The sequence below is a fragment of the Psychromonas aquimarina ATCC BAA-1526 genome, from assembly GCF_000428725.1.
Taxonomy (GTDB): Bacteria; Pseudomonadota; Gammaproteobacteria; order Enterobacterales; family Psychromonadaceae; genus Psychromonas; species Psychromonas aquimarina.
Window position 1 is genome coordinate 259,994 of the sequence record NZ_KE386793.1, and the last position, 13,116, is coordinate 273,109.

Genomic DNA, 13,116 nt, shown 5'->3' on the forward strand with positions numbered 1-13,116 from the left:
TAAAAAATTGTTCATAAGCGGCCTGTTTAACAGAGTTAGCTGTTAATAACTGATTTATGGCAAAAAATATCAATTAATGAAGGATCATTATGAAAAAATATCTTTCTACGCCGGCACTCAATCAGGCAGTATTAACGAAAAAAATTATCCCCATTGCTCTGGTTCTTCTATTTGGTTCGATTAATTATTTCGGTATCTCCTCTCTGCTTAATACTTTCGACTGGGTTAATCATACCCATAAAGTAATCTCCTCCAGTACAGAAATAGAAAAACTGATAATTGACCTTGAAAGCGGACAGCGAGGCTTTTTAATCACAGGTAAAGAATCATTTCTGCAGCCTTATCATTCGGCAAAAAATCAGCTGGACGATAAAATAAATGCTCTTAAAGAGCTGGTCAGTGATAACCCGCCGCAGGTACAGCGCATTAATGACATTAAGAAGCTGATTAACTTGTGGTCCGAAAAAGCCGGACAAAGGGAAATTGATGAGCGTAAAAAAGTGCAGACCGGTGCTAAAGATGCAGACTATCTGCAGGAGATACTGAAGAAGGGCACAGGCAAACAGATACTAGACGAACTGCGTGAACACCTGCAGATGATGGAAGATGATTTTAAAAAAACTAATCACCAGCGCGCTGTTAATCTTATCTTGAGTATTGCTAAAGACATGGTTGATATGGAAACCGGTGAACGGGGTTTTCTGGTCACCGGCGCAGACACTTTTCTTGAACCTTTTCATAATGGCTGGCTGAAATTAGTTGAACACCTCGATCAGCTCAATAAGCTGATCGATAATGCCTACGATCGGGAAGAGATGCTTCAGTCTATTCGCCAGTTAGAACTGCTTGTTCTGCAGTGGAGGCAAAGCGTCGCTCAGCCTGGGATGGCTCTTCGCCGCAGTGTAACCCAAGGTCGTGCTGATTATGCGGATATAGAAGAAGCCGCTGCAGCTGAAAGCGGTAAAAATATACTCGATAAAATCAGAGAAAATCTTAAGCAGATGAATGTCCACTTTATAAAAGCGGAAAATCAGGCCGCACAAAATCTGCTCCTTGCCGTTGCTAAGGGCATGGTCGACCAGGAAACCGGACTTCGCGGGTTTATGATCACCGGAAAAAATGAATTTCTTGAGCCTTTTGCGGCAGGAAAAATTACTGTTGAACAAGATATCGCTGCTCTGAAGTTTCAGGTGCAGAATGATTTTGATATTGAACCGATGCGCAGAGCCGCCGCTAAAGTCGAGTTTTTAGCCAGAGAATGGCTGGCTAAGGCCGGGGAGCCTGAGATAGCCGCCCGCAATGAAATAAACGCAAATTCTACAACGATGAAAGATGTCACTCGTTTGATTGAACAAGAAACGGGTAAACGTATTATGGACAATATTCGTCAGCAGTTAAGCCGCTTCAAACAAATTGAACAAACACTGATGAATGAAAGACAGGCCGATTCCAAGGCTAACGCCAATGCCATTTTATGGCTGGTACTGGCAGGCACGCTGATTATCGTTGCCTTTGCGGTTGCCCTGATGAAAACAACCAGTAACTTGCAGGAACAATCGGATGTTCTAGAGCATGAACGCAGTAAACTCGAAGGTCAGGACTGGGTAAAAAGCGGTTATGCGGCTATTACCGCTAAACTGCAGGGGCTTAATGATCTGAAGAGTTTTGCAGAAGTCATTATGAATGAATTAGTTCCTATGCTGGATGCTCAGCTCGGGCTGTTTTACAGCAAAGAGCTTGATAAGAACAATCGTGTACTGCTGAAGCTGCTTGGTTCCTATGCACATAAAAAACGTAAAAATGTCGCAAATCAGTTTTTATTAGGTGAAGGTCTGGTCGGGCAAAGCGCACTGGAGCAGAAAACTATTTTTCTGCAGCAGGTTCCTGACGATTATATTCTTATCAGTTCCGGCTGCGGTGAAGCCATACCTAAAAATATTATCGTCTTTCCGCTGCTGTTTGAACAGCAGCTGCTGGCGGTGATAGAAGTCGCCTCAGTTAAAGAGTTTTCGCCTCTGCATCAAGAGCTGATCGATCAGCTGGGGAAAAACATCGGTGTTGTTTTTAATAATATTATCAGCTTGATTCGTACTGAGCAGTTACTGCAGCAGTCCAAAATCCAGTCGGAAGAGCTGCAGAGTCAGCAGGAAGAGCTGAGGGTTTCTAATGAAAATCTGCAGGCGCAAACCGAGCGCTTAAAGGCATCGGAAGAAGAGTTAAAACAGCAGAGTGAGGAATTACGAGTTTCCAATGAAGAGCTCGAAGAAAAACAGCAGCGGCTGGAGCAGCAGAAAAAAGAACTGCAGCTGACAAAGAATGAGATTGAATTAAAAGCTAATGATTTATCGCAGGCCAGTAAATACAAAACCGAATTTCTGGCTAATATGTCCCATGAATTACGCACACCGTTAAACAGTCTGCTGATTTTATCAAAAATGCTGGCGGAAAATAAACAGGGAAACTTGACCGATGCGCAGCGGGAAGATGCTCAAGTCATATACGAGGGCGGCAATGATCTGCTTAACCTGATTAATGACATTATGGATTTGTCCAAGGTTGAAGCCGGTATGTTAAATACCCATGTAGATGATGTTTATATTGACACTGTGGTTAATAATCTGCAGAAACTGTTTGCTCAGGTCGCAGCGAAAAACGCTACTGAGTTTGTTATTGAGAAAGAGGCGGGGATACCGGCAAACTTTAGAACTGACAGTCAAAGAGTGGAGCAGATCTTAAAGAATTTTCTTTCCAACTCCTTTAAATTTACCGAAAAGGGCATGGTCACCTTAAAGTTTCATCTGCCTGACTCTAATACCCGTTTTAATAATAAAGCACTAAATGCAGATAACAGCATTGGACTGTCGGTTATTGATACCGGTATCGGTATTTCGGAAGAAAAACGTCAGGCGATTTTTGAGGCATTTCAGCAGGAGGACGGCTCCACCAGTCGAAAATACGGCGGCACCGGCTTAGGATTAACCATCTCAAAAGAGCTGACCAGAATATTAGGCGGTGAAATACAGTTACAAAGTGAAAAAGGCAGCGGCAGCGTCTTCAGCCTGTATCTGCCGCTGCAGTGGCCGGGAGAATCGAATGATATATCGCCCCCTGTTAGTGCTGAGACAACACCCGTATCGGCAGTTCCCCCGCTTGAGAGCAATAGTACGCCGTTAGACGCTGCATTACCGTCCAGTGATATTTTTATGGAAGATGACCGGCGTAATATTTCTAAAAATGACAAAGTGGTTTTAATCATAGAAGACGATAAATGCTTTGCCAAAATACTGGTTAAAACGGCTCACCAGAGTGGTTTTAAATGCCTGGCAACAAACAAGGGCCGAGACGGCCTGTATCTGTGTATGGAATACAGGGTCACCGGTATTATCCTGGATATCGGCCTGCCTGATATTGATGGTCTGGCGGTATTAGAGCAGTTGAAACACAATCTGAAAACACGAGATATTCCGGTACATGTTATTTCTGGCGGTAATCAGAAGCAGCTCTCTTTAACTCAGGGGGCGTTAAGTTATCTGCAGAAACCTGCGGACAGCAGTGATATAGAAAGGGTTATGGCAGATATAAAAAGCAGCGGTGAGGATAATATTAAAACTGTTCTGGTTATTGAGGATGATGAAAATCAGCAGCATTCCGTTAAGCGCTTAATTCAGTCGGATGATGTTCAGTTAATTTTTGCATCAACCGGCCGGCAGGCCTGCGAAAAGCTGGAAACAGAACAGTTCGACTGCGTTATTTTAGATCTGGGCTTACCTGATATTAGCGGCTATGCGGTACTGGAGAAAATTGCATCTCTACCCTCGGGGCTGGTTCCTCCTGTGATTGTTTACACTGGGCAGGAAATATCTGATGAGCAGCAGCAGGTACTGAGTAAGTTTACCGCTGATATTATTATCAAAGGGGCCGAGTCTCCTGAGCGGTTATTAGATGATGTATCTCTTTTTCTGCATAGCGTCGAAACCCAGCTGCCGGAGGAACAGAAAAAGAGTGTCAGTATGCTCCACAATGGCGATTCTATGCTGAAAGGCCGGCGATTATTACTGGTGGATGATGATATGCGTAATATTTTTGCCTTGACCCGCCAGCTTGAAGATGCCGGCATGGAAGTCGCTATGGCGGACAACGGTCAAGTCGCACTGGATAAACTTAACAGCGATGCTCCTGACGGCACTGATAAACCTTTTGAGCTGGTGATTATGGATATTATGATGCCGGTCATGGACGGCTATGAGGCGATGAGCAGGATACGCAGACTGAAAAACGGCTACGAAAACATTCCTATTATTGCACTGACTGCCAAGGCTATGCCGGAGGACAGAAACAGATGCATAGAAGCCGGAGCATCTGAGTATTTAACCAAACCCGTTGAACTGGACAAATTAATGTCAATGTTAAGGGTATGGTTATATGAAACCAGCGGCCGTTAAAATGGAAGATAAGCAGCTGCAGGCCTTTGAAATTGACTGTTTGTTAGAGGCGATATTACTGCGTTATGGTTATGATTTTCGTAATTATGCCAGGGCGTCTCTGAAAAGGCGTATTCATAACCGCCTGGCGCTTTCCAACTTGAGGCATGTTTCGGAAATGATCCCCCTGATCCTTTATGATGAAAGTTTTTTTAGTGCTTTCCTCGGCGACATGTCCATTACAGTTACCGAAATGTTTCGTAATCCAGAGGTCTTTAAGTTTATTCGCGAACAAGTGACCGCCAAACTGCGTACCTATTCACGTGTCAATATCTGGAACGTCGGCTGCGCCACCGGTGAAGAAGCCTATTCGATGGCAATTATACTGGAAGAGGAAGGTTTACTGGATAAGACACATATTTATGCCACTGATTATGACAACCAGGCTTTGGAGGCCGCTAAAACCGGCATTTACCCGGTGAATGTAATGCAGCAGTATACCGAAAACTATCTCAAAGCAGGCGGCCGCAGATCTTTTTCGGATTATTATCAGGCCAGATACGAATCAGCCAAGATGAAAAACAGCCTGCGGGATAAAATTACCTTTGCCCACCATAATTTGATGCGGGACGGAAGCTTTGCGGAAATGCATTTAATTCTCTGCCGAAATGTACTGATATATTTTGATCAGACATTACAAAACAGCGTTTTAACATTACTGCGGAATAGTATGGTACATCGTGGTTACCTGGTATTAGGCGATAAAGAAACTTTGGGTTTTTCAGCAGTTGAAAATGATTTTGAATCTGTTGATGACAAAAGGCGGATTTATCGAAAGAAGATCTTAACATGAAAAAAAATTATCAGGCAGTTGTTATTGGTGCTTCGATGGGCGGAATGCAGGCGCTTAGAACTCTTCTGGCTCAATTACCGAATAATTTCCCCCTGCCCGTAATGGTGGTACAGCATCAGATGCGCGGCAGCGATGATTTTCTGGCGGAATACCTGAACCGATATTGCGCTGTTGAGGTGAAGGAAGCCTGTTCAAATGAGCCTGTATTATCTGCTCATGTTTATATTGCCCCGGCAGGTTATCACCTGCTGGTAGAAGAGGAAAAAACACTCAGTCTTTCGGTTGATCTGCCGGTAAATTACTCTATTCCCTCTATTGATGTACTGTTTGAATCTGCGGCAGATGTTTATGGTGAATACCTGGTGGGGATCGTGCTGACGGGAGCCAGTGTCGACGGCAGTCAGGGATTAAAAAAAATCAAAGCATACGGCGGGCTTGCTGTAGTGCAGGATCCTGTGAGTGCTGAAGCGCCGGAAATGCCGGCAGCGGCAGTCAATGCTGCAGAAGTTGACCATATTCTGCCGCTTGAAGAAATAGGTGTTTTTTTAGGAGGGCTAACTGATGACTGATGCTGAACCGAAAATACTGGTTGTAGATGATGAACCGAAAAACCTGCTGGCCGTCAGACGTATCCTTGAGTCGATAGACGTTGTTGTTGAAGAGGCGGATTCAGGGCAGGAAGCGTTACGAAAAGTGATTCACCATGATTTTTTCTTAATTTTAATGGACGTGCAGATGCCGGACATGAATGGTTTTGAAACGGCATCACTGATCCTTGAAAATCATCAAACCAATAATATTCCCATTATTTTTGTCACCGCTGTCAGTAAGGAAGAGCACTTTGTTCACCAGGGCTATCAATCAGGTGCTGTAGATTATGTCTATAAACCGTTAGATCCTCAGGTGCTGCGCAGTAAAGTGATGGTGTTCAGGGAGTTATGGATTCAACGTATTGCTCATCGGCAAAGCTGTATTGAGATGGAGCAGTTAAACAAGCAGTTAATTAAAATCAGCAAAACTTTAAAAGATACTAACAGCAAGCTCAGACATGAAATTAAAGAGCATGAACTAACTGAGCTGGCTTTACGCAGTGCTCGTAATGAGGCGGATCAAGCTAATCGGGCTAAAAGCGAGTTTCTGGCTAATATGAGTCATGAAATCCGCACTCCTTTAAATGCTGTTCTGGGTATGAATCATCTCGTGCTGCAAACAGAGCTAAGCGATCAGCAGCGCAATTATCTGCATAAAATTCAAATGTCTTCGGATAATCTACTTAATATTATTAATGACATTCTCGATTACTCCAAAATTGAAGCGGGTAAACTGAAGGTAGAAAAAGTAAAGTTTCAACTGGATGATGTGCTGCAGAACTTAACGGATTTAATGGCTGTTAAGGCAGAACAAAAAGATATTGAACTGCTGGTGGACTGTGATACCAGCATACCATTGGAACTCTTTGGTGATCCGTTACGAATTGGTCAGGTGCTGATTAACTTAGTAGCTAACGCGCTTAAGTTTACTGAACAGGGGGAAATTGTTATTTCAGTTAAGCAGCCGAAAACTGAAAACGGCAGGATCGATTTGTATTTTGAGGTGCGGGACACAGGTATAGGTATATCGAATGAACAAATACAGCAGTTATTCCAGCCTTTTACCCAGGCTGACAGCTCTACTACTCGAAAATATGGCGGGACTGGACTTGGGCTGGTAATTTGCGGGCGGCTGGTGGAGCTGATGGGAGGGCGGCTGGAATTAGAAAGCAGCCTCGGTGAGGGCAGCGTATTTTATTTTACCCTGCCGTTTTCACGCCAACATCAGAAAAAGCGCTTTCAGTTACCCAGTGAAGAATTAAAAAAATTACGATTTTTAGTCGTCGATGACTGTGAACTGGCTCGTAGTATTTTGACAAACATGTTGAACTCCTTTGGTTTTCAATCGTTCAGCGCAGCTTCAGGGATGCAGGCGTTAGATGAGCTGAATCGAGCATCGAATGACCACCAGGCCTACGATATAGTGCTGATGGACTGGAAAATGCCGACCATGGACGGCGTGACCACAAGCAGGTTAATAAAAGAGAACAGGGAGTTGTCCTCAATTCCCTACGTGATAATGGTGACTGCCAATTGCAGTGAAGATGTACGTAAAAAAGCGGCAGAAACAACGGATGGTTTCTTGTTAAAACCTGTGACCCCCTCGCTGTTATTCAGTGTCGTTATGAAGGTACTGGGCCTTAATGAAAGTAAAGATACTCAAAAAGTAACTAAACCAGTAGATTTAGGTATTGAACAGGTAGTTCATATCAAGGGCGCAAAAATACTGCTGGTTGAAGATAATGAGATTAATCAGGAGGTGGCAACAGAATTATTACGGCTGGCGGAACTGGATGTAGAGCTGGCGTGTAATGGTCAGGAAGCGGTGCAGAAGTTAATGCAGCATCTGCCTGGAAGCGGGCAGACATCATTTGATGCTGTGCTGATGGATTGTCAGATGCCGGTGATGGACGGGTATGATGCTACCTGGAAAATTCGTTCCAATCCTCTTTTTGTAAACTTACCTATTATCGCTATGACTGCAAATGCCATGACTGGTGATCGGGAAAGATGTATGGCAGCAGGTATGAATGATTATATCGCGAAACCAATCAATCCCCAGCTCCTCTATGCTAAGCTGGCAAAATGGATCCAGGCCGATCAAGTGAGCTGCGTTGATGACTCTGCACCTGTTAGTTTAACCAAAAAGGAAAACAAAGAACCGCAGGAACTGCAGGAGCTTCCCGGCATAAATATTAATGATGCATTAATGCGTGTCGGCGGTAATAAAGATCTGTATAAAAAGCTGCTGTTAACATTCAGCCGGAACAGCTCAGTGGAGAAAATCAGCCAGGCTTTGTCACAAGATAACTGGGAGGACGGGAAATTATATGCCCATGGTCTTAAGGGAACTGCCGCTAACCTGGGTATGACTGATATGCAGAATGCGGCGCAGGCGCTAGAGGAAAGCATCAAGCTGCAGCAGCAGGATGCTGTCGAAAAATCTTTTGCATTAGTACAGTCTGAAGAAAAACGTTTGATTCAATTAATCCTGGATAATTACAGTGAGTGAACTGCTGTCAGCGCCTGTTTTTATACCAATTCCATTAATTAGATGATCTATTTAGGCGTAGGAAAAATGGATGAAAGCAAGGCGTTGATTGCAGTAACTAGTTGTTCTAATTACAAAATCAAGAACGAAGCTAGCGTCCATTTTAACAAGCATCAATGAATAGATAATTAGTGGATTTGGTATTACATGCCCCAGCTGAATATTAATGAGCCGTAACCATGGTGTCTGCCGGGATCGCTCTGATACTCCCTAGTGTAGGTATTAAAGCTCCAGGCGACAGACCAGCCAGGATGTGCCCAGATAACTCCTACGACAAGAGCCGCCTGTTTGTTTTCAAGCTCGACGTAGGAATCGTAGGGCAGACTGCCTTGTAATGTTAAATCATTGAATCGATACCCTATATATGCGCGGCTGTAAAGAAAAAATGAACCGGATTCTGTCGTCGCAGATAAATTACCGTACTGACCGCTATGGCTGCTTAACCGTCCAAAAGAGTTGGGCAGATTTGTTCCCCATCTTAAGGTGAGACCGAGATCTGTTTCACTGCGAAAATTTCCCAGCTGTGAATGACTAAAACCGCTGAGTTCCCATTGGCTGCCGCTAGCAAAATCCTGTCGAAACAGCAGTGTTTCAACCTCATAACCCAGCTGCACAGTGAGCTGATTTTCTATTTGATTATGCCAGCCGAGCGGAGATGATGATCCGATAATTTCGTGGACAACTTCCTGAACTTCCTGAGTGCCGGACGCCGGCCCGACTACACCCAGTGATAACCAGTTTTTCTGAGCTAGGGAGCTGCTGTATGCAGCTGTGTGGCTTTCTACTGCTAAATATCCGGCAAAGGGGCGGTCATAAGGCTGCGGGGCTTCTATCGCAATTTCAGCGGGTGTCCACATCTGCTGGGTTAATTTTAATCCCCAGGTCTGCTCTGTTTCTGTCTGGGTAAAGGAAAACAGGCTTTGCCGACGCATAAACCCCGGCGCTTTATTAAGAGTGGGAGCCGGTGTGTTTTCCCAGCCGATGGTTAAACCGCTGCTGTAGTTACCGTCATCCCCGAAGGCTGCATCATTATCTATCTGCATAAACCATTGTCCGGCATAAACATCTGATGTACACAGCAGCAGGGCGGATATATGTATTACTCGTTTTGCAGACAGATGAGACAAACAGGCCTCCAGAACAAGGTGAGTTATTAACGATATTCGTATAAATGTAGCATAGACAATGAGTTAAGGTAGAGTTGCTAATCACAATACTGCAGCGCTGACAAATATTTCAAATATAAAACGCTTGGGCAATTATGTTCAGAAATTGGCGGGGATTAAGTGTTCACCCAGAGAAAATAGAATAAACTGTTTACCTCAGTTTCAGTAAATAACAGAGCCCACTATGTCTGACATACAAAAGATTTATGAAAATATGTGGATGAATTCCATCAGTGCCTTTAAAGAAAACCTCTATGAGACGGATCCTCTTATTAATTCACCACAGGATACGAGAAGAGGGCTGACGGTTTTATCTTACCTTAACCCCGAGGTAGGTGAAAAAGTAAATGTTTTTTTAGATGAGTTAAAAAGCATAGAGCCGCTGCAGTATTATTATCCACAGAATGAACTACATCTGACCGTATTATCTGTTCTTACCTGTCAGCAGGGTTTTAAGCTGCACGATATTGATGCACCGCTTTATGCGCATGTCTTTGCAGATGCCGTTAAGGATCTGCCGCCTTTTACAATAAAATACACTGGTATTACCGCCTCACCGTCTTGTATTCTGATTCAGGGATTTCCTGAAAGCGGGCAGTTAAATATGCTGCGCAGCCGGCTTCGGGCTGCTTTTAAGAAAGCCGGTCTGCCGACATCTATTGATCTCAGGTATAAAATATCTACCGCGCATACAACGGCGGTTAGGTTTAAGGCGCCTGTGCACAACAGCGAAAAATTTATAAAAACTCTTTATAAGTATAGAAACTTTAACTTCGGCAGCGTTACTATTGATCGGCTGGAGCTTGTTTTTAACAACTGGTATCAAAATTTGTCGCAGACAAAACAGCTGTCTTCTATGAGTTTAGAAAAATAAAAGCCTGTTCCGACAGGAGTGTCTCTCAACTCTTCTTGTCGGCGGCTATGCCGATACCAACACAGTATTTTTTAACCGCACCTTTCACACTGTCAGAGATTCTGTTTTCTGCAATTATCAACAGTGCCTCACGGCTTACCTCAACAACCTTGGCTATTTCCTGCTCAGAGAGGGTTAACGGCGGCTCTATTCTAACCACGTTATTATTAATACCGAAGTAGCCGAAAAATATTCCTCTCTGTAAACATAAATAACAGAAGGTTTGTGTTAATTCCGGATTGGCGCTGATATTAAGCTCCATTCCCAGCATTAGTCCTGTTCCCCGTACTTCCTTAATAATATTCGGGAATATTTTCTGTAGTTTTAATAATTTATTTTTTAATATTTGCCCGTTGCGGGTGACTGAATCTAAAGTATCTCCCTGTATTATCTTATTCACTACATATTGTGCGACCCTGCAGGAAGGCGGATGCCCGGAATAGGTGAAAACATGCTGCGCAGGCTCAAGCGAGTCGATCACTTCCTGTCTGCCGATAACGGCAGAAATCGGTACATAACCTGCCGATAATCCTTTGGCAGTGATCAGCAGATCCGGCTCAATATTATAATGCTCAATAGCCCAGAGTTTACCGGTTCTGCCCATACCCGTCTGCACTTCATCAACCATATATAAACAGTTATATTGAGATGCTAACTGTCGTAGAGATGTTAAAAAACCGGCTGCAGGTGTAATGACACCGGCATCGCCTTGAATGGGCTCAACTAATACGCCGCCGACTAGTCCGCTCTGAAAAGCGCTTTTTATCTCTGCCAGGACCTGCTCTACTTGTCGGGGGCTGCCGGGGAAATCAAAATGACGAAAATATTTTGAATGCGGGAAAATACCTTTCTCTAAACCAAATCCGGAGGCGGGTTGTGATAACCCGGTGGAGCCGTGATAGTCATATTTGAAAGATACCACAGCAAAGCGTCTGGTATATTTTCTCATCGCCTGTATGGCAGCCTCTACGGCATCTGAACCGCTTAATCCAAATAAAACTTTTTTAGGGTAATGACCCGGCGTGTTGTTTATTAATAGTTTTGCTAAATCTAAAGCCGCCTGGTTAGGTGCATAGGGGAAGCAGGAATGCTGCAGTGTTTTAGCCGCGTCTGCATAAATTTGTTCTAATCCGGTGTTGTAGCCGAGGATATTACAGGAAGCGCCGGTTAAGCAGTCTAAATAGCGATGGCCGTCAACATCTTGTATATAGCTGCCGTTTCCTGCCGCTATGGCAATGCCGTACAAACCGACATAATTACTTCGACCTATATATTCTTGTGTTTCTGCCAGCGCTTGTTTAGATTTTGGGCCGGGCAGCAGCTGGTTTTTATCTGTAATGCGTTTATGAGTCAGTAAATCCATTTTACACTCCGAAACAGTGCTCCTGTGTTTATTATAGTAATTAAAACCTGGAGGTGTTTTCAGCGTATTATAAGCTCACTGAGTCAACAGGATTTGTCTGTTGTTTTGTTTTTGTATGTTTTTTGAACAGTTTTGTTGACATCCCCGCCAGATTCTATATAGTGGGCCCCAGCAAGAAAGAAAGCCTTTTGTTTACATTCTCCATTTCGTTGTAATAATACCTCGCTCTGTAGTTTTTAAGTTCCAGTCTGTTTTTACGCTACTCAAGCCTTTTTAAGGCACTATTATTTTTAAAATTACAGGATACTATTATGTCTAATACAGTTACAGGTACAGTTAAGTGGTTCAACGAATCTAAAGGTTTTGGTTTTATCGAGCAGGAATCTGGTCCAGATGTATTTGCTCACTTCAGCGCTATCGTAAGTGACGGTTTCAAAACACTTGCAGAAGGTCAGAAGGTTCAGTTTACCGTGACTCAAGGCCAAAAAGGCCCGCAAGCTGAGAATATTGTTGCGCTGTAAGCTGCAGTAATTCTTCAGAATTTAGAAAATGGTAAACCTGCTGGTTTGCCATTTTTTTTTGCCTGCTGAAAAGTGTTTTCTTAGCTGTTCGTTTTGCTCTTTAAACGAAAAATATCCAGAACAATACGAAGGAAATAGCGATTGTCACAATTGGTGACATTTTGAGCACCATAAGAAGCTTTGCGATCAGTTTTTTGACTGCCGGCTCATTGCGGTATTCTGTTTGTTTCTGTTTGGTTCTTTTCGGCGTTACATCATTAAACTCAGAAAAATCATTTCCGTCTGCCATTGTTGCTGTTTCACCGCAGGAGAGCAGCCAGTGAACCTTGTCTGTACTCGCGCTGTCATGGCCCGTCACCATATAGTCAATATTACCCTGACCTGCCGGTCTTGATTTAAAATCGGCTTTAACATCCCATTTCTGCTTACGTTTTTCGGTCACAATTCTTTTTAACTGTTTTTTTGCCTGGTTGTAAGAATTATATTTTTCGACATATTTAAACTGATTATCCTGCTCCTCACCATGGTAGACAAGTGCAGTTAAATAATATGCCTGGGGTGTCTGTTGTGTATTTGCTGCTGTTTTTTTGTTCATATCTAATTTCACTTGTCGGAGTTTTTACTGTTGAATTATTTAATGTAACTGAAAACAGATGAAAGTCAACGAAAGGTTGTGAAGGCATTTGAAGATTCTAGACGTGCCTAGATTATTTTATAATAAAGCAGAGCTTTTTGGCT

Annotated in this window: 9 protein-coding genes; 6 read left to right on the top strand and 3 right to left on the bottom strand. The window is 43.4% G+C overall.

The features are described 5' to 3' along the window. Nucleotides 1–89: 89 nt before the first annotated feature. From G337_RS27355 to G337_RS27360, 4 genes are read left to right on the top strand one after another with little or no spacing between them, the layout of a single operon-like run. A complete protein-coding gene (locus G337_RS27355; protein WP_051303606.1) occupies nt 90–4,442 on the top strand; it encodes a CHASE3 domain-containing protein in 4,353 nt (1,450 codons plus the stop codon). Continuing rightward, on the top strand, nt 4,423–5,274 hold the full coding sequence (locus G337_RS0124620) for a CheR family methyltransferase (protein WP_211235844.1): 852 nt from the start codon (nt 4,423–4,425) through the stop codon (nt 5,272–5,274). Before G337_RS27355 ends, G337_RS0124620 begins: the two co-directional genes overlap by 20 nt. Beyond that, nucleotides 5,271–5,843, top strand: coding sequence for a chemotaxis protein CheB (locus tag G337_RS0124625; protein WP_028866205.1), 573 nt, complete (start codon nt 5,271–5,273; stop codon nt 5,841–5,843). Before G337_RS0124620 ends, G337_RS0124625 begins: the two co-directional genes overlap by 4 nt. After that, nucleotides 5,836–8,376: a response regulator gene (locus G337_RS27360; protein WP_051303608.1), complete on the top strand. Its 2,541-nt coding sequence runs from the start codon at nt 5,836–5,838 to the stop codon at nt 8,374–8,376. Before G337_RS0124625 ends, G337_RS27360 begins: the two co-directional genes overlap by 8 nt. Nucleotides 8,377–8,558: 182 nt before the next feature. On the opposite strand, the gene G337_RS0124635 is transcribed toward G337_RS27360, so the two are convergent. Next, on the bottom strand, nt 8,559–9,542 hold the full coding sequence (locus G337_RS0124635; protein WP_028866206.1) for a lipid A deacylase LpxR family protein: 984 nt from the start codon (nt 9,540–9,542) through the stop codon (nt 8,559–8,561). A 223-nt stretch (nt 9,543–9,765) separates the two neighbouring features. On the opposite strand from G337_RS0124635, the gene G337_RS0124640 reads away from it, so the two are divergent. Continuing rightward, entirely contained in the window at nt 9,766–10,455 is a 690-nt protein-coding gene (locus tag G337_RS0124640; RefSeq protein WP_028866207.1) for a 2'-5' RNA ligase family protein, read from the top strand. A 25-nt stretch (nt 10,456–10,480) separates the two neighbouring features. Here the strand turns inward: G337_RS0124640 and G337_RS0124645 are convergent, their stop codons facing one another. Beyond that, nucleotides 10,481–11,857, bottom strand: coding sequence for a class-III pyridoxal-phosphate-dependent aminotransferase (locus tag G337_RS0124645; protein ID WP_028866208.1), 1,377 nt, complete (start codon nt 11,855–11,857; stop codon nt 10,481–10,483). A gap of 311 nt (nt 11,858–12,168) precedes the next feature. Here G337_RS0124645 and G337_RS0124650 point away from each other — a divergent pair, with 311 nt between their 5' ends. Further along, complete coding sequence (locus G337_RS0124650) at nt 12,169–12,378, top strand: cold-shock protein (RefSeq protein ID WP_028866209.1); 210 nt, start codon at nt 12,169–12,171, stop codon at nt 12,376–12,378. A gap of 100 nt (nt 12,379–12,478) precedes the next feature. On the opposite strand, the gene G337_RS0124655 is transcribed toward G337_RS0124650, so the two are convergent. Continuing rightward, the gene (locus G337_RS0124655) at nt 12,479–12,973 is read right to left on the bottom strand and encodes a hypothetical protein (protein ID WP_028866210.1); all 495 of its coding nucleotides are present in this window, start codon (nt 12,971–12,973) and stop codon (nt 12,479–12,481) included. Nucleotides 12,974–13,116 lie beyond the last annotated feature (143 nt).